This is a genomic window from Actinomycetospora endophytica, from assembly GCF_021026375.1.
Lineage (GTDB): Bacteria > Actinomycetota > Actinomycetes > Mycobacteriales > Pseudonocardiaceae > Actinomycetospora > Actinomycetospora endophytica.
Genome location: NZ_JAJNDB010000007.1, coordinates 365,320 through 382,095, shown reverse-complemented (window position 1 = coordinate 382,095; position 16,776 = coordinate 365,320). Strand labels below are relative to the sequence as shown.

General features: G+C 74.5%; 14 protein-coding genes. 5 read left to right on the top strand and 9 right to left on the bottom strand.

Annotated elements, in window-relative coordinates; all coding sequences use genetic code 11:
• Nucleotides 1–9: 9 nt before the first annotated feature.
• The 4 genes from LQ327_RS28125 to LQ327_RS28110 all read right to left on the bottom strand — a co-directional run bounded on the left by LQ327_RS28125 (nucleotide 10) and on the right by LQ327_RS28110 (nucleotide 5,345).
• Nucleotides 10–993 carry an adenosine deaminase gene (locus LQ327_RS28125; protein WP_230739134.1) on the bottom strand — a complete coding sequence of 328 codons (984 nt, stop codon included), beginning with the start codon at nucleotides 991–993 and terminating at the stop codon, nucleotides 10–12.
• A gap of 36 nt (nucleotides 994–1,029) precedes the next feature.
• Entirely contained in the window at nucleotides 1,030–1,680 is a 651-nt protein-coding gene (locus tag LQ327_RS28120; RefSeq protein ID WP_230739132.1) for a hypothetical protein, read from the bottom strand.
• 231 nt (nucleotides 1,681–1,911) lie between these two features.
• On the bottom strand, nucleotides 1,912–4,347 hold the full coding sequence (locus LQ327_RS28115; protein ID WP_230739130.1) for an FAD-dependent oxidoreductase: 2,436 nt from the start codon (nucleotides 4,345–4,347) through the stop codon (nucleotides 1,912–1,914).
• Nucleotides 4,348–4,538: 191 nt separating this feature from the next.
• Nucleotides 4,539–5,345 (bottom strand): IclR family transcriptional regulator, encoded by an 807-nt coding sequence (locus LQ327_RS28110; protein ID WP_230739128.1) that lies wholly within the window; start codon nucleotides 5,343–5,345, stop codon nucleotides 4,539–4,541.
• 233 nt (nucleotides 5,346–5,578) lie between these two features.
• On the opposite strand from LQ327_RS28110, the gene LQ327_RS28105 reads away from it, so the two are divergent.
• From LQ327_RS28105 to LQ327_RS28090, 4 genes are all read left to right on the top strand, one after another.
• Nucleotides 5,579–7,426, top strand: coding sequence for an alpha/beta hydrolase (locus LQ327_RS28105; RefSeq protein WP_230739125.1), 1,848 nt, complete (start codon nucleotides 5,579–5,581; stop codon nucleotides 7,424–7,426).
• Between the two features lie 160 nt (nucleotides 7,427–7,586).
• Nucleotides 7,587–8,348 (top strand): CPBP family glutamic-type intramembrane protease, encoded by a 762-nt coding sequence (locus tag LQ327_RS28100; RefSeq protein ID WP_230739123.1) that lies wholly within the window; start codon nucleotides 7,587–7,589, stop codon nucleotides 8,346–8,348.
• 126 nt (nucleotides 8,349–8,474) lie between these two features.
• The gene (locus LQ327_RS28095) at nucleotides 8,475–10,208 is read left to right on the top strand and encodes an MFS transporter (protein ID WP_230739122.1); all 1,734 of its coding nucleotides are present in this window, start codon (nucleotides 8,475–8,477) and stop codon (nucleotides 10,206–10,208) included.
• A 45-nt stretch (nucleotides 10,209–10,253) separates the two neighbouring features.
• Nucleotides 10,254–11,144: a DNA-formamidopyrimidine glycosylase family protein gene (locus tag LQ327_RS28090; protein ID WP_230739121.1), complete on the top strand. Its 891-nt coding sequence runs from the start codon at nucleotides 10,254–10,256 to the stop codon at nucleotides 11,142–11,144.
• Nucleotides 11,145–11,398: 254 nt separating this feature from the next.
• On the opposite strand, the gene LQ327_RS28085 is transcribed toward LQ327_RS28090, so the two are convergent.
• From LQ327_RS28085 to LQ327_RS28070, 4 genes are all read right to left on the bottom strand, one after another.
• Nucleotides 11,399–12,226: a PspA/IM30 family protein gene (locus tag LQ327_RS28085; protein WP_230739120.1), complete on the bottom strand. Its 828-nt coding sequence runs from the start codon at nucleotides 12,224–12,226 to the stop codon at nucleotides 11,399–11,401.
• A gap of 160 nt (nucleotides 12,227–12,386) precedes the next feature.
• Complete coding sequence (locus LQ327_RS28080) at nucleotides 12,387–12,938, bottom strand: helix-turn-helix domain-containing protein (RefSeq protein WP_230739119.1); 552 nt, start codon at nucleotides 12,936–12,938, stop codon at nucleotides 12,387–12,389.
• A 170-nt stretch (nucleotides 12,939–13,108) separates the two neighbouring features.
• Nucleotides 13,109–13,744, bottom strand: coding sequence for a CDP-diacylglycerol--glycerol-3-phosphate 3-phosphatidyltransferase (pgsA, locus tag LQ327_RS28075; RefSeq protein WP_230739118.1), 636 nt, complete (start codon nucleotides 13,742–13,744; stop codon nucleotides 13,109–13,111).
• Nucleotides 13,741–15,438, bottom strand: a complete 1,698-nt coding sequence (locus LQ327_RS28070; RefSeq protein ID WP_443611921.1) for a MiaB/RimO family radical SAM methylthiotransferase — start codon at nucleotides 15,436–15,438, stop codon at nucleotides 13,741–13,743. Before LQ327_RS28070 ends, pgsA begins: the two co-directional genes overlap by 4 nt.
• Nucleotides 15,439–15,556: 118 nt before the next feature.
• Here LQ327_RS28070 and LQ327_RS28065 point away from each other — a divergent pair, with 118 nt between their 5' ends.
• Nucleotides 15,557–16,126 (top strand): amino-acid N-acetyltransferase, encoded by a 570-nt coding sequence (locus tag LQ327_RS28065; protein ID WP_230739117.1) that lies wholly within the window; start codon nucleotides 15,557–15,559, stop codon nucleotides 16,124–16,126.
• On the opposite strand, the gene LQ327_RS28060 is transcribed toward LQ327_RS28065, so the two are convergent.
• A complete protein-coding gene (locus tag LQ327_RS28060; protein ID WP_230739115.1) occupies nucleotides 16,123–16,758 on the bottom strand; it encodes a LysE family translocator in 636 nt (211 codons plus the stop codon). The genes LQ327_RS28065 and LQ327_RS28060 overlap by 4 nt on opposite strands.
• Nucleotides 16,759–16,776 lie beyond the last annotated feature (18 nt).

Sequence of the window (16,776 nt, the reverse complement as noted above, 5' to 3'; positions counted from 1 at the left end):
GCTCCGGGGTCAGGCGCCCGCCCAGGCCGCGACCTCGGCGCGCAGCTCGACGCGCCGCGCGTCGTCGACGAACGCCGCCTCGACGGCGTTGTCGGCGAGCGTCCGGACCTGGTCCGGGGTCAGGGCGAGGGTGTCGGCCACCGCCCGGTGGTTGTCGTCGACGTAGCCGCCGAAGTACGCCGGGTCGTCGGAGTGCACGCTCACCGCGAGGCCGGCGTCGAGCATCCGAGGCAGCGGGTGGTCGGCGAGGGTGTCGACGGTGCGCAGCCGCACGTTCGAGAACGGGCACACGGTCAGCGGCACCGCCTCCTCGGCCAGCCGCCGGACTAGAGCAGGGTCGTCGAGGCTGCGGATGCCGTGGTCGACCCGCTCCACCCCGAGCACGTCGAGCGCGTCCCGGACGTAGGACGCCGGGCCCTCCTCCCCCGCGTGCGCGACCAGGTGCAGGCCCTCCGCGCGGGCCCGGGCGTACACCTCGGCGAACTGTGCGGGCGGGTGCCCGACCTCCGCCGAGTCGAGCCCGATCCCCAGCAGCGGCGTCGAGGAGCGGACGAGCGAGTCGAGGACCTCGGCGGCCTCGGTGGCCGGGCGGTCGCGCAGGAAACACGGGATCAGTCCGGTGGTCATGCCGGACGGCGCGTCGGCGAGCGCACCCGACACGCCCTCGAGCACAGCCTCGAGCGGCACCCCGCGCGCCAGGTGGGCCTGCGGGTCGACGAACAGCTCCACGTGCCGGACCCCACCCGCCGCCGCCCGCTCGAGGTACGCGGCGGTAATCGCGGCGAAGTCCTCGGCGGTGCACAGCACGGCCATGTTCGCGTAGTAGAGGTCGAGGAAGTGCGGGAGGTCGGTGAAGGCGTAGCGGGCCCGCAGGTCGTCGAGGTCGGCGTACGGCAGGGCGACCCCGCGGCGCTCGGCCAGCTCCAGGATGAGCTCGGGCTCCAGGGTGCCCTCGACGTGGACGTGCAACTCGACGGCCGGTGGGGTGTCCATGGGAGTGATCCTCCCCGATCACCCCGTCGTCACTGGTCAGGCCGGAGCAGGAGCGTCCCGGACCGCGGGGCCACGAGCCGACTCCTGGTCGCCGGCGCCGGTGTCCGTGCCGGTCACCTCCCGCCCCGACCCGCGGTCGGACGGGGAGCACCCGACGCGCTGGAGCCGGACCCCGACCGCCGCGGCCGTGCGACCCAGCCGGGCGGCGAGCTCGTCGAGGACCTGCCACCGGGGCCGGGTCGGGTCGGCCTCGAGCCATCCCTGCCGCAGGGCGCTCTCCTCCTCGGCCCGCCACGGCTGCCCGCAGTGAGCGGGGCGGGCGCGGGCATCGCGGTAGGGGAACGGCAGCACCTCCCCCGGCGCGCCGTACCGGCCGTCGGGCCAGTCGTCACGCCAGCCGAACCGGACCCGTTCCTCGCGGAAGGGATCGTCGTCCGCGTCGTCGGGGTACGGCTCGTCGGGCGGCGACAGCGGGGGGTCGAGCGGGCCGAGGGTGCCGTACTGGTCGTCGGCCCAGGCCGCCCGCAGCAGCGCGTGGAGCCGCCGGGCGGGCAGCGATACCGCCCGCGACCACTCCTCGGTGACCTCCGGCTCGTCGACGGCCATGATCGCGACGTAGGCCCGCCCGTCCAGCACCTGGATCCGCAGCTCCTGGTCCGTCTCCCGCACCCTGATCATCTCGCGCATGACGACCACGGTCGCCGTACCGGAGAGCTGGACACAACGTCGACCGCGCCTGCCTGTGGACAACTCGGGCGGTCCACAGGCCGCGTTGCGCCGACCAGCGGAGTCGATCCGGGGGTCAGGACGCGACCGTCCGACCCGGGGCTCGACGACGGGCACACCACGCACCCCGAACCCGGCGCCGACCTGCCTCAAGTGCCTCTCGCAGCACACCGCGCCCCGACACGAGCCGCCTCAGAGCACCTCGCGCACCACGACCCGCGCCGGCAGCCGACGCCCGAAGTACTCCACGGCCAGCTCCGTGCCCTCGACAGCGAGCGCCGACGGCACCGCCGCCAGCGCCAGCGACATGTCCTCGGTGTGCGAGACCTCGGCCGCGGACACCCGCCCCACGCACTCGTCGCCGGCGAGGACGGGCTCGTCGCCGACGACGACCTCGCCCGGATCGTCGAGCGCGAGGGTCACCAGCCGACGCTCCGGCGCAGCGAGAGCGCCGGCCCGCCCGAGGAACAGACCCTTACCCGGATCGACCAGATGCTCCAACCCCGCCTCCGGCGGAGTGAGCTCCGTGTCCAGGCCGAGCCCGAGGGTCCGGTGCCCGGCCTCGACGAGCAGGCTGGTCACGGCGCGGGCTCCCGCGGCCACCACCCCGAGGGTCGCGCCGGCGTCCCAGAGGACGTCCCACAGCGCGGCGCCGAGGTCGGCGCCGGTCCACAGCTCGACGCCGTCGACCCCGGCGGGTGTACCGCGCAGCGCCAGGACCGGGACCGCCCCGACGTGCGTCTCGAGGGCGTCCGCCGCCCACCCACGACCCGACGGGTCGCTCAGCCGCGAGAGCAGCACCCCGGCGGCCGGGCCCCACACCCCCAGCGAACAGGTCCCGCCGGTCACGTCGGCGACCTCGACGGCACCGAGGGCGTGCTCGGCGAGCCACCGGGCCTCGAGGCGGGTCGCCACCCCCACGGCGAACCGGTCGGCGCCGAGGCGGGCGACGTCGAGATCCGCGTGGATGCGCCCGGCCCGGTCGAGGGCGAGCGCGCGGGTGCGCGTCCCGACCGGCCGGTCGAGGTCGACGGTGGCCAGCTGCTGGAGTAGACCGAGCGCGTTCGGGCCGGTGACCTCCAGCCGGTGGCGGCTCGTGAGGTCGACCACCGCGACGGCCCGGCGGACCACCAGCGCCTCGGCCCCGGCGATCGGCGACCAGTGCCGTCCCGCCCAGGCCCGGCGCGGGCGGACCTCGCAGACCTCGGGCAGGTCGGCGTTGTCGCCGAACCACGCGGGGACGGCCCAGCCGTCGAGCTCGGCCACCACGGCACCGAGCTCGCGGTGGCGCGCCTCGAACGGCCCGGCCCGCGGCGGGCGCGACGACGTCGAGAGGCGCTGGGGGTGCGCGATGTCGTCGATCTCGTCGAAGGACCGGCAGGCCCGGCTGCGCACGGTGGTGGGCGCGAGCAGGGCCGGGTCGAAGCGGTCGTGGTGGGCGGCGGAGAGGTCGACGGGCGCGGACCCGCCGTCGGGGCCCGGCAGCGACGGCACCCCGTCGACCATCCAGCTCACGAGGGCCTGTGCCACGCCCGCGGAGTGGGTGGCCCCCACGGCCTCGGCCAGCCAGAAGCCGGGCACCCGCGTCTCGCCGAGCAGCGGCATCCCGTCCGGGGTGACCGGGACCAGGCCGTTCACCCCGCGCTCGACCTTGGCGTCCGCGAGAGCCGGCAGCAGGGCCTGGGCGGCGTTCCAGCTCGGCTCGAAGTCGAGGTCGGTGAACGTGCGCTCGCTGGGCATGCCGCCGCGGTCGGGGCCCGGACGGTCCAGGCCGGCGGGGTCGGCGGGCATCGCGCGGTGGCCGGACGCCCCGACGCCCAGCCGGTCGCCGTGCTCACGGACGGAGAGATCGGCGTCCGGGTGACGCAGCGTCGGGAACACCGCGCCGCCCGGGTCGACGAGGCCGCGCAGCTTCTGCAGGACGTCGAGCTCGCGCATGGGGGTCGTCCACGCGTACTGGTGCGCCATCGGTGTGAGCGGCACGGTGACGCCGGCCATCGCGCCGACCAGCGGACCCCACATCCCGGCCGCGGCGACGACGATCTCCGCCGCCACCCGCCCGTCGTCGGTCTCGACGCCGCGGACCCGTCCGCCGGCGGTGTCGATCCCGGTGACCCGCACGCCGTACCGGAACTCGGCCCCCCGCGCGGCGGCCGCGCGCGCCTGGGCCTCGGCGGCACCGAGCGGGACGGCCACGCCGTCGGAGGGGACGTGCAGGCCGCCGAGGACGACCTCCCGGTCGATCAGGGGGTGCAGGGCGGCGCACTCGCCCGGATCGAGCAGGTGGCTCTCGATGCCGGCCGCGGTGGCCCAGCCGTGGCGACGACGCAGGTCGGCGAGCCGCTCCCGCCCGGCGGCCACCTCGAGCCCGCCGACCGGCCGGAAGCAGGCCCGCCCGTCGAGCCGCAGCGAGCCGTACTTCGCGGTGGTGGCGCGGGCGAGGCGGGTCATCGTCGGGTGGCCCGTGGTCTGGAAGACCAGGCCGGGGGCGTGCGAGGTCGAGCCGCCGGTGCGCACCGCCTCGCCCTGCTCGAGCACGGTGACCCTGGTCCATCCGCGTGCCGTGAGCTCGTCGGCGAGGGAGCAGCCGACGATGCCGGCTCCGACGATGACCACGCGAGGTCCCATGGCGTCTCCCGCTCGGGCGAGTCATCCCACTCGTGTTGCGTTTTACGCAACACGTTCTGCTTGTGGCAACACCGTGGGACGCCGGACGGAAAGCTGTCAAGAGATCAGAGGCGGAGCGTAACGAGGACGTTCCCCGGTGACGGGCACGGAGTACTCCGTCCAGACACGGAGCGTCAGAGTCGCTGCGCCGATCAGCGCAGCGGTCCGCCCCCGCTCGGCTCGACCCAGCCGAGCTTCGCCGAGAGCTCCCGCGCCGCCTCGCGCATGTCCGCGACGACCGCCCGCGCACGACGGCGGGGCAGCCGGTACGACGGCCCGGAGGCGGACAGCGCCGACACCACGTTCCCGTCGTGGGCCCACACCGGGACCGCCACGGCGTGCATCCCGACCTCGAGCTCCTCGAAGGAGCGCGCGTAGCCCTCGTCGACCACGCGGGCCAGCTCGGCGCGCAGGGCCGCGGGCTCGGTGATGGTGGCCTCGGTGTAGCGGGGCAGCCGGCGCCGCAGGACGGTCCGCTGCTCGGCCTCGTCCATGTACGCGAGCAGCACCTTGCCCGCCGACGTGGCGTGCAGCGGCGTCCGCCGGCCGACCCAGTTCTGCGTGCTCACCGCGGAGTTGCCGAACTCCTGGGCGACGTTGATCGCCGCCTCGCCGTCGGACACCGCGAGGTTCACCGTCTCGCCGATGACCTCCGCGAGCGCCTGACAGGTCGGCTGCCCGAGGCGGGCGAGGTCCATCCGGCCGGTCGTCGCGGCGGCCAGGCGGACGACCCCGAAGCTCAGGGCGTACTTCCCGCGGTCGCCGAGCTGCTCGAGCAGACCGCGACGCTGCAGCGCCGACACCAGCCGGGAGGCCGTCGACTTGTGGACGCCGAGCTCCTCGGCGATCTCGGTGATGCCGGCCTCGCCCCGCGCGGCGAGGATCTCCAAGATCGTCACCGCCCTGTCGACGGACTGGACCGAGGAGCGGTCATTTCGCTCTCCGTCGGCCCTCGACATGCGCAAAAGTGTACCGATTCCCGGACTCGCCCAGGTCACCCCCGATCACGGCCCCGTCGTGCGATCCGCGAATCGACCCCACTCCGTTTCGCATTGCGGCCAGTGTTCCCCGATGTGCAACCGAGGACCGCGTCGAACCGGGTGGACCGCACATCGCGCATGAAACGATCGTGTGGTCCACGGCGCAGGCGCCCGCCCGGTCCTCCGAACGGCCGTGGTCCAGACTGGTCGGCGTGTCGGAGACCCGGGTCGAGCGCGACGACCCGGGCCCCTCCCCGGAGCCCGCCACCGGCGGCACCACGACGATCGACACGCCCGCCCCCGACGGCGCGCCGCTGCACGGGCCGCACCCCCGCCCGCCCGCCGCGCACGTCGTCCACCGCGGTCCGGGGCCGCTGGACCGCCGCGGCCTGCGCTGGCTGCGGGTCGACGCCCTCGGTTTCACGCTCGCCGTCGCCACCGGCGCCCTGGCGATGACCCCCTCACTGATCCCGCGCACCTGGTGGGTCCAGGGCCTGGCGACGGGGCTCTCGGCGGCCGTCGGCTACGGCATCGGCACGTCGATCTGGTTCCTGCTGCGCCGCACGCACCGCGGGGTTCGCCTGATCGCGCACGCCCGCGGGTGGATGCCGCGCCGGGTCCGGCAGTCGGCCTGGCCGATCCTGCTGGCCGCGGCGGCCGTCGTCGTCCTCGTGATGCTGATCGCCGGGGCACGCTGGCAGCGCGAGATCGCGGTCCTCGTCGGGATCGAGCCGCCCGGCTACCTCGGCTACCTCCGCGCGGCCCCGACCGGCGTGGCGGTCGCCGCCGTGCCCATCGCCCTCGTCCGGATGATCCGGCACGCCGACCACGTGCTCGTCCGGGGCCTGCGCCGCTTCACGCGGCTGCCCCGCCGCATCGCCACCGTGGTGGCGGTCGTCGTGCTCGCCGTCGTCATCGCCGCGTTCGCGAACAACGTCGTCCTGGCCGGCACCCTCGCCGTCGTCGACCAGGCGTTCAGCGGCGTGAACGACCAGACCTACCCCGGGTTCGACCAGCCCCAACGGCCCACCCGCTCCGGGTCGCCCACCTCGCTCGCCCCCTGGGCCACCCTGGGCAAGGAAGGCAGACGGTTCGTCGCCGCCGGGCGCAGCGGTGCCGACCTGACGGCGGCGTCCGGCAGGCCCGCGCTGGACCCGATCCGGGCCTACGTCGGGCTGGAGTCCGCCCCCGACCCGCAGTCGCGCGCCGACCTCGCCGTCGCCGAGCTCGACCGCGAGGGCGCGTTCTCCCGCGGGGTGGTCGCGGTCGTCACGACGACGGGTACCGGCTGGGTCGACGACCCGGTCGCCGACTCGTTGGAGGCGATCTGGGGCGGGAACTCGGCCATGGTCGCCACGCAGTACTCCTACCTGCCCAGCTGGCTGTCCTTCCTGCTCGACGGCCCCCGCGCGGAGGAGGCCGGGCGCCTGCTCATCGACGCGGTGCACGCCCGGATCCAGGCGATCCCGCCCGGGCAGCCCCGGCCGAAGATGATCGTCTTCGGGGAGAGCCTGGGTTCGCAGGGCTCGGAGGCGGCGTTCACCTCGCTCGCGGACGTCCGCGCCAACACCGACGGCGTGCTCTGGGTCGGCCCGCCGAACACCAACCGGCTGTGGTCGCAGCTGGTCGCCCGGCGGGACCCGGGCACCCCGGAGATCCGGCCCACGTACTCCGACGGGCTCGTCGTGCGCTTCGCGGGCGGGGACGCCACCCGCACCGTGAGCAGCACGCCGTCGACGCCCTGGATCCCGCCGCACGTGCTGTACCTGCAGCACCCGTCGGACCCGGTGGTGTGGTGGTCGCCGGACCTGATCTGGAGCCGCCCGGACTGGCTCGTCGAGCCCCGCGGCAACGACGTTCTCGGCGCGATGAGCTGGTATCCCGTCGTCACGTTCTGGCAGGTCTCCATCGACCTCATGAACGCCGTGGGGGTGCCGCCCGGGCACGGCCACGTCTACCAGGGCGAGATCCTCGACGGCTGGGCCGCGGTCGCCGCGCCCCCGGGCTGGACGCCCGCCGACACCGAGCGGGCCCGGCACGTCCTGGCCGGCGACGGGTGACGGACGACATGCCGAGGGTCACCCGTCGTCGTCGGCGGGTATGACCTCGGTGACACCCCACCGGGGCCCTCACGGATCGCTCACGGCAGGTGATGGCACGGTGGAGGGTCGAGACCGGGCCACGGCGCGGCCTCGGATCTGACCCCGGCCCGAAGGACACATGACCGCTCCGACCCTCCCCGCGCCGGCGCCCACCCCCGACCCCACGGCCGGGACCGCGCCCCGCCGGGTGCCCGCCGTGGTCGTGCTGTCGGCGGTCGCGGTCGTCGTCGCCGGGGGTCTGGTCGCCTGGAACAACCTGCTCGTCCCCGCGCTGCCCGCCGATCCCGTCGTGCGGATGATCGCGAACGTCGTCGGGGTGCTCGTGCTGGTGCTCGCCGCCCGCGCGGGCGGCCTGACCTGGCGCGACCTGGGGCTGTGCCCGACGACGTGGTCCGCCGGGCTGCGGTGGGGCGGCGCGGCGGTCGGGATCGTGGCCCTCGGGTACGCGGTGGCGTTCCTGCTGCCGGCCACCCGCCCGCTGCTGGAGAACCCGGGCGTCGCGTCGAGCCCGACGTCGGCCGTGGTGCTGCGGGCGCTGCTGCTCATCCCGGTCGGGACGGTGCTCTGCGAGGAGCTCGCGTTCCGCGGCGTGCTGCACGGGCTGACCGAGCGCGCCTGGGCCGGACGCTGGTGGGCCGGCCGCGGTGCGGTGTTCGCGGTGGCCTCGGCGTTCGCGGTCTGGCACCTCGCGGGGGCCGTGGCGGCGCCCGCGGGCGGCATCCCGGTGCTCGGCGTGCTCGTCGTCCTGCTGGTCACGGCCACCGGCGGCGTCGTCATGTCGGTCGTGCGCCGCCGGACGGGCAGCATCTTCGCCTCGATCGGCATCCACCTGGGCACGAACGTCGTCGGTCTCGTCGCCGTCATCCTCGCCACGCGCTAGTCACGAACCCGCCGCCGGCTCCGGAAGAACTGTGAGGAGCCGGACGTTGGCCCTCTCGTGGGCAACCCGCGTCCTACTGTGACGTCCGAGTTGCTGAGCACACGAAACGGACAACGCGGAGGCCCGGTGGCGCAGGCGGTCGTGCACGAGAGCTCGATCGACCCCCGGCGGACGAAGGCGAGCCCCGGCCTCGTCGTCGCCGTCCTGTCCTCGGTCGGCCTCATCGCGTCGCTGTGCATGACGCTGGTCGTGCCGGTGGTCCCCCAGCTCCCCGCGCTGCTGCACACCACCTCCGCGGACGCCTCCTGGGTCATCACCGCCACGCTGCTCGGCGGCGCCGTGGCCACCCCGATCGCCGGGCGCCTGGGCGACATGGTCGGCAAGCGGACGATCCTGCTCGCGACCCTCGGGCTCCTCGTCGTCGGCGCCGTGATCTGTGCGCTGACGTCGTCGCTGGTGCCGGTCATCATCGGGCGCTCGCTGCAGGGCGTGGCGGTCAGCGCGGTGCCGCTGGGGATCAGCCTCATGCGGGACGCGCTGCCCGCGGAGCGTCTCGGCTCGGGCATCGCGCTGATGAGCGCCACGCTGGGCATCGGCGGTGGGCTCGGCCTGCCGCTGTCCGCGCTGATCGTGGAGGTCGCGGACTGGCACGCGCTGTTCTGGGTCGCCGGCGCCCTCGGTGTCGCCGGGACCGTGCTCATCCTCGCCGTCATCCCGGAGTCGCCGCAGCGTTCGGGCGGACGGTTCGACGTCGTCGGCGCACTCGGCCTCACCGTCGGCCTGGTGCTGGGGCTGCTCGCCATCTCCAAGGGCGGCCAGTGGGGCTGGGGCAGCGCGACGACGCTGGGCACGGCCGCCGGCGCCGTCGTCGTGCTGCTGGTCTGGGGCGCCTGGGAGCTGCGGACGACCGACCCGGTCGTCGACCTGCGGGTCTCCGCGCGCCGCGCCGTGCTCGTGCCGAACCTCGTCTCGGTGCCGGTGGGCATCGCGATGTTCACCGGGATGGTGACGTTCCCGCAGCTGCTCCAGGCGCCGACGTCGTCGGGCTACGGCCTGGGACTGTCCCTGCTGATGGCGGGTCTGGTGCTCGCCCCCAACGGCGTCGTGATGATGCTGATGTCCCCGGTGACGGCGCGGGTGTCCGCCCGGTTCGGTCCGCGGACCTCGCTGCAGGCCGGGCTGGTGATCATCGTCGCCGCGTACGTGCTGGGGTCGATGCTGCTCTCGCAGGCCTGGCACGTCGCGCTGGTGATCTCGCTGGTGGGCGCCGGGGTCGCGCTGGCCTACGGCTCGCTGCCCGACCTGATCATGCGGGCCGTCCCGACCGACCGCACCGCGGCGGCCAACGGGCTGAACACCCTGATGCGTTCGGTGGGCACCTCGACGGCGTCCGCGGTCGCGGCCGTCGTGCTCTCGGTGATGACGATCCGCGTCGGGGACGCCCTGCTGCCCTCGCTGGACGGCCTGCGCACGACGCTGCTGATCGCGGCCGGGGCGGGCCTCGTGGCGCTGGTGGCGACGGGGGCCATCCCGGTGCTGCCACGGTCGCGCTCGGTCGACGAGGTGGTCATCGACACCGGCATCGAGCCGGTTCCCGACGACGAGCCGCGCTCGGCCGTGCACGGCCGCGTCCGGTTGGCGCACGGTGCGCCCGCCCCCGACGCCCGCGTGACCCTGGTCGACCTGCACGGCCGCCAGCTCGCGGTGGTCCCGGTCGGTGCCGACGGGACGTTCTGCGCGCCCGTCGACAACCCGGAGACGGTGCTGGTGATCGCCAGCGGACCGGGCGGCCGCCCGACGGCGGAGCACGTCTCGCTCGCGCAGCGGTCCTCGCCGCGGGAGCTGGTGCTGGCGAGCTGAGGGCCGTGCGGTTCTCCGGCGGCCCCGGACGGGCATCATCGAGGTGTGCCCGAGGGTGACACCGTGTTCCTCGCCGGCCGGCGCCTCGACGACGCGCTGGCCGGTCAGGAGCTGACGCGTGGCGAGCTGCGGCACCCGCGCCTGATCGACCACGACCTGACCGGGCGGACGGTGCTGGGCGTGGCCTCCGTCGGGAAGCACCTGTTCACACGGTTCGACGACGGGACGAGCCTGCACAGCCACTTCCGGATGGACGGGACGTGGCATCTCTACCGGCCGGGGCGGCCCTGGCGCGGTCGGGAGCACGACATCCGGGCGATCCTCGAGGTACCCGACCGGGTCGCCGTCGGGTTCCGCCTGCACGACCTCGACCTGCTGCCCACCGCCGACGAGTCCCGGTGGGTGGGTCTTCTCGGTCCCGACCTGCTCGGGCCCGCGTGGGAGTCCGATCCCGAGGGGTGTGCTTCCGAGATGGCACGCCTCCTGCGTGCGGACCCGGAGCGCGAGCTCGGCGCGGCGCTGCTCGATCAGCGGGTGGCCTGCGGGGTCGGGAACCTCTACAAGGCCGAGATCTGTTTCCTGCTGCGGGTGTCGCCGTGGACGCGGGTCGGGGACCTGTCGGACCGGAAGATCGACGACGCCGTGGCGTGGTCGCGCAAGCTGCTGCTGCGCAACGCCTGGCGCCCGGAGCAGTCGACGACGGGCGATCTCGGCGAGGGTGCGCAGCACTGGGTGTTCGAGCGGGGCGGGCGCGGGTGCCGGCGCTGCCGGGACGGCGTCGTGGTGGCGCGTCAGGACGACGGGCGGCCCGACGCCGAGGACCGCGTCGCCTACTACTGCCCGACGTGTCAGCCGGGTCCGCATCCCGACCCGGGTCCGCGGCGGGGCGGGCGGCGGCCGCAGCAGCAGTCGGGCCGGCGGGCGCGATACGGCTGAGCCCGGCCGCCGTTCCGTTCTTGAGCGCTGACCCGCCGCCGTTCTGAGCGCCGACCCGTTCTGAGCGCTGGCCCGTTCTGAGCGCTGACCCGTTCTGAGCGCTGACCCGTTCTGAGCGAAGGGCACCTTCGCTCGAATAGACGGGCCGTGGGCGCCCCTCGCCGGAACGCGCGGCCCGCCCCCGGAACGAGCGAAGGGCCCCGTCGCGCAATCTATTCGCGCGAAGGGGCCCTTCGGTCAGAACCGGAACGGGCTCAGTTCTGCTGTGGCGGCGCGTACTGCTGGGTCGGCGCCTTCGCCGGGGCGGGCTGCGCCGGCTGGGTCTGCCCGTCCACGGGCTGGCCCTGGGTGACCTGACCCGGCCCGTTCATCGACGCCCGAATCTGCTCGAGGCGGCTCTGCCCGGCGTAGTCGGTGCTCGCCTGCTGCACCTCGAGCATCCGGCCCTGCACGCTGTTCTGCGCGAGCTCCGCCTGACCGAGCGCGGTGGTGTACCGCTTCTCGATCTTGTCCCGGACCTCGTCGAGCGACGGCGTGTTGCCCGGCGCCGCGACCTCGCTCATCTGGCGCAGCGACGAGGAGACCTGCTCCTGCATCTTCGCCTGCTCCAGCTGGCTGAGCAGCTTGGTCCGCTCGGCGAGCTTCTGCTGCAGCACCATGGCGTTGCGCTCGACCGCCTGCTTGGCCTGCTGCGCGGCGCCGATCGACTGGTCGTGCAGCGTCTTGAGGTCCTCGACGTTCTGCTCGGCCGTCACGAGCTGCGTCGCGAACGCCTGCGCCGACTGCTCGTACTGCTGCGCGGCCTGCTCGTCACCCTTGGCGCGGGCCTGGTCGGCCATCGTCAGGGCCTGCCGCGCCGAGGACTGCAGCTTCTCGATGTCGCCGAGCTGGCGGTTCAGCTTCATCTCGAGCTGACGCTGGTTGCCGATCACCGAGGCCGCCTGCTGCGAGAGCGCCTGGTGCTGGCGCTGGGCGTCCTCGATCGCCTGCTGGATCTGGACCTTGGGGTCCGCGTGCTCATCGATCTTCGAGGAGAACGCTGCCAGGAAGTACTTCCAGGCCTTCACGAAGGGGTTGGCCATCTGCTCCCGCCCAACTCGTCATCGTCCGCACAGGCCCGAACACGCTGACCTGGACTCCTCACCCATCGTGTCAGCTCACGGCCGCACGTTCCACCGAGGCTCACATCGGACGTGGAGGATCGGTGATCGCGAGCGGCGAGCGGTCGGCACCGACGGGCACTCAGGCCGCCGACCGGACGACCCCGACCGGCTCGCGCCCGAGGGTCACCAGCTCGACCACCCGCAGCTCGCCGGCCGGCTCGGGGGTCTCGATGTCCCCGAACCCGCCCAGCTCGTCCTCGTCGAGGTCCGGGGCGTCGGGCGTGGTGTCCCCGGCGAGGTCGACGGCTCCGCTCGGCACCGGCTCGGGCGCGGCGTCCCCCTCGATCGCGGGGGCCTCCTCGGTCTCCGTGGCCTCGGCGCCACCGAAGGCCTCCTCGACCGCGGACCGCAGCGCCGGGTCGACCCCGACGAGGCGCCGCCGGGCGAGCCGCGCGGGCTCGGGACGCATGGAGTCCGCGACGTCGTCGAGCAGCTCCGGCAGCGAGAGCGCCAGCGCCTCACAGATCGCCGCGAGCAGCTCGCTGGAGGGCTCCTTGCGCCCACGCTCGATCTCCGACAGGTAGCCCAGGCTCACCCGCGCGTCCTTGGACACGTCACGCAGGGTCCGCCGGCGCTCGGTGCGGGCCCGGCGGATGGTCCCGCCGATCGCCTCGCGCAACAACAGCGCCATCTCGCACCTCCGCCCTCACCGCACCCCGGACGCGGGGACCAGCATCGGCCCCGCGGGGAGCCCGGCGTCGATGACCGTTCCGACCACGGTACCGACTCCCGCAGCGCCGCGTCGGTTCCGTGGTGTCCCGCACGGACGGGTTCGCCGACAGCGAACGGCGCCGCGCGGGCTCAGGCGGTCGCCGCTCGGCGTAGCCGCACCGCCTGCGCGACGTAGTCCAGCCCCGTCACGACCGTGACCACCACCGCGAGCAGGAACAACGTCGCGACGACGGGCTGGGCCACCGCGGGCAGCGGCATGATCGCGAGCCCCAGCGCGAGGGTCTGCAGCACCGTCTTGAGCTTGCCGCCCCGGCTCGCCGGGATCACGCCGTGGCGCAGCACCCAGAACCGCATGGCGGTGATCCCGAGCTCCCGGATCGCGATCACGATCGTGACCCACCAGGCCAGCTCGCCCAGGACCGACAGCCCGACCAGCGCCGCGCCGACGAGCGCCTTGTCGGCGATCGGGTCGGCGATCTTGCCGAAGTCGGTGACGAGCCCCCAGCGGCGGGCGAACTCGCCGTCGAAGGAGTCGGTGAGCGACGCGACCGCGAAGACCCCGAAGGCGACCCAGCGGAAGTACGGCGTGTGCCCGCCATCGACGAAGAGCACGCCGAGGAACACCGGCACCAGGATCAGCCGGACGACGGTGAGCGCGTTGGCGATGTTGACCAGCGGCACCGGGGCGCGCGCGCTCGTGGTCGTACCGGGCGTGCTCGTCCCGTCGGCGGACGACGGGGCGGCCGACCCCGGCGGCTGGGTCATCGCGCGCCGGCCACGGCGGGCTCGGGGGCCTCGGCGGTGCCGGGGCCGGGGGCGATCACGTCGAGGACCTCGGCGACGAGGTCCACCCCGGTCGAGCCGGTGACCACGGCTCGCACGACGGCGCCGCGGGTCAGCCCGGCGAGCAGCTCGTCGTCGCCGGTGAGCAGGCACTCGCCGTCGACGTCGGGGCCCTGGTGGGCGGCGCGCCCGATCCAGACGAGGTCGCCGGGCTCGGAGTCGACCAGCTCGACCGGACCCTCGGCCTCGTCGTCGGGGAGGTCGGTCATCTCGGGGACGTCGTCCTCGGTGAGGCCGAGCTCGGCGAGGTCGACGTCGCCGGTCTCGGAGATGGGCGGGTCGTCGAACTCCGCCTCGGCCTCCTCGGAGAGCTCCTGGCGCTCGACGAGGACCTCGACCTCGGTGCCGACGCGGCGGGCGGCACGGTCGGCGCTCACCACCTCGACCAGCGAGGTGATCCGCTCCACGCGGGCGGCGACCTCGGCGGGGTCGACCTTGTCGGGCAGGTCGGCGGCCTCGGTGCCGTCCTCGTCGGAGTAGCCGAACACCCCGACGGCGTCGAGCTCGGCCTCGGAGAGGAAGGCCTCCAGCTCGGCGAGGTCCTCCTCGGTCTCGCCGGGGAAGCCGACGATGACGTTCGAGCGGATGCCCGCCTCCGGCGCGAGCGCGCGGATCTCGGCGCACAGCGACAGGAACGACTCGCGGGACCCGAACCGCCGCATCCGCCGCAGCAGCGGCCCGGAGGCGTGCTGGAAGGACAGGTCGAAGTAGTCGGCGATCCCGGGCGTGCGCGCGATCGCGGCGAGCAGCGGCGGCCGGACCTCGGCGGGCTGCAGGTAGGACACCCGGACCCGGCGCAGGCCCGGCACCTCGGCGAGCGAGCCGAGCAGCCGCTCGAGCGCCCCGCCCGCGGCACCGCGCGCGTCGATGTCCTTGCCGTAGGAGGTGGAGTTCTCGCTGACCAGGGTGACCTCGGCGACGCCGTGGTCGGCCAGCCACGCCGCCTCGGCGACGACGTCCTCGGGCGCGCGGGACACGAAGGCGCCCCGGAAGGACGGGATGGCGCAGAAGGCACAGCGCCGGTCGCATCCGGAGGCGAGCTTCAGCGGCGCCACCGGGGCGTCGTCGAGCCGCCGGCGGGGGATCTCCGGCAGCCACTCGTGCCCGGGGATCGAGCCCTCACGGACCGCCTCGGGACGCTTCACGGGGCTCAGCGGCAGCAGCGTGCGCCGGTCCGCGGGCTGGTGGGAGGCGAGCGGGCGCCCGGACATCACGTCGTCGAGGCGCTCCGAGATCGACCCGTAGTGGTCGAAGCCCAGCACCGCGGACGCCTCGGGCAGTGCCTCGGCCAGCTCCGCGCCGTAGCGCTCGGCCATGCAGCCGACGGCGACGACCTTCGAGTCGGGCCCGCCCGCGGCCAGCACCGCGTCGACGGAGTCCTTCTTGGCCTGCTCGACGAAGGTGCAGGTGTTGACGAGGACGACGTCGGCGCTGCCGTCGTCGCCGCCCGCGACGTCCCACCCCTCGGCGGCCAGCCGTCCGGCCAGTTCTTCGGAGTCGACGTCGTTGCGGGCACAGCCCAGCGTCACGAGCGCCACGCGGCCTCGGGGTTCGGGCTCCACGGCGCTGTCCGTTCCGGGTGAGCCCGCGCGGGACTGCTCTTCGCGCTGCGGCACCCGTCCAGGGTAGACGCCTCCGGGCCGCGCCGAGGAGGCGACGCCGGGGTCCGGCGGTGGGCGGAGGGTGCGGGTCGCGCCCGGCCCGGCGACCCGGCCGCGCCTAGGCTGGACCGTCATGACCCCGGAGACCGAGCGGAGCGCAGCGACCCCCTCGACCACGGAGTCCGGGAACGGACGATCCTCCGGCGCCCCGATCCTGCTGCGCCGCGCCCGGACCGCCGACGTGCGGGGCATCAAGACGCTGGTCGACGGCTTCGCCTCGGACAACATCCTGCTGCGGAAACCGCTGGTCACGCTGTACGAGACGATCCAGGAGTTCCGGGTCGCGGTGCGCGGTCACGAGGTCGTCGGGTGCGGCGCGCTGCACGTGCTCTGGGAGAACCTCGGCGAGGTCCGCACCATCGCGGTCGATCCTTCGGTGCAGGGCGGCGGCGTCGGGCACGCCCTCGTCGACGAGCTGATCGCGCAGGCCCGCGCCCTCGGGCTCGCCAGTCTGTTCGTGCTCACCTTCGAGGTGGAGTTCTTCACACGTCACGGATTCCGGGAGATCGACGGCTCGCCGGTCAGCCAGGACGTCTACCTGGAGATGATGGAGTCGGCCGACGAGGGCGTCGCGGAGTTCCTCGACCTCGCCTACGTCAAGCCGAACACGTTGGGCAACAGCCGGATGCTGCTGGATCTCTAGGAGCCGGAGGCACCTACCCCCACACCCAGACCGATCATCACGACGCCCCCGGTCCCGCCGACGACGGCGAGCCGGCGCGGCGAGCGCGCGAACCACGTCCGGGCGGTCCCCGCGACGAGCACCCACAGGCTGTCGAGGACGAGCGCGATCCCGGTGAACACCGCCCCGAGCAGCAGCACCTGGCCGGGCACCGGCGCCCCGGGGTCCACGAACTGCGGCAGGAACGCCGTGAAGAACACCGCGCTCTTCGGGTTCAGTGCACCCACCGCGATGCCGTCGAGCACCGCCCGGCCGACCCGGCGGCGGCTATCGGGGACCGCGCCGGCGCGGCCGAGGGCGGCGAACGCGTCGTGGCGGTGGCGGATCGCGTTCACCCCCAGCACGACGAGGTAGGCGGCTCCGGCCAGCTTCAGCACCGTGAACGCGACGGCCGACCCGGTGACGAGCGCGCCGAGCCCACCGGCCACGACGGCGACCTGCACCATCAGTCCCAGCTCGTTGCCCACGACGGCGGCCAGGGCCCGGCGCCGCCCGACCGAGAGCGCCCGGCCGACCGCGAACACCACGCTCGGGCCCGGCACCACGATGAGCACCGCGGCGGCGAGCGAGAACGCGATCAGTCGGTGGTCCACGCCCGGGAGAATAGGCGC

What these genes read in the sequence shown, in the direction of transcription:
- LQ327_RS28085 (WP_230739120.1), bottom strand. Translation starts at nt 12,226, where the DNA reads ATGGCCAACCCCTTCGTGAAGGCCTGGAAGTACTTCCTGGCAGCGTTC.
- LQ327_RS28125 (WP_230739134.1), bottom strand. Translation starts at nt 993, where the DNA reads ATGGACACCCCACCGGCCGTCGAGTTGCACGTCCACGTCGAGGGCACC.
- LQ327_RS28110 (WP_230739128.1), bottom strand. Translation starts at nt 5,345, where the DNA reads ATGTCGAGGGCCGACGGAGAGCGAAATGACCGCTCCTCGGTCCAGTCC.
- LQ327_RS28115 (WP_230739130.1), bottom strand. Translation starts at nt 4,347, where the DNA reads ATGGGACCTCGCGTGGTCATCGTCGGAGCCGGCATCGTCGGCTGCTCC.
- LQ327_RS28080 (WP_230739119.1), bottom strand. Translation starts at nt 12,938, where the DNA reads ATGGCGCTGTTGTTGCGCGAGGCGATCGGCGGGACCATCCGCCGGGCC.
- LQ327_RS28120 (WP_230739132.1), bottom strand. Translation starts at nt 1,680, where the DNA reads ATGCGCGAGATGATCAGGGTGCGGGAGACGGACCAGGAGCTGCGGATC.
- LQ327_RS28065 (WP_230739117.1), top strand. Translation starts at nt 15,557, where the DNA reads ATGACCCCGGAGACCGAGCGGAGCGCAGCGACCCCCTCGACCACGGAG.
- LQ327_RS28100 (WP_230739123.1), top strand. Translation starts at nt 7,587, where the DNA reads ATGACCGCTCCGACCCTCCCCGCGCCGGCGCCCACCCCCGACCCCACG.
- pgsA (WP_230739118.1), bottom strand. Translation starts at nt 13,744, where the DNA reads ATGACCCAGCCGCCGGGGTCGGCCGCCCCGTCGTCCGCCGACGGGACG.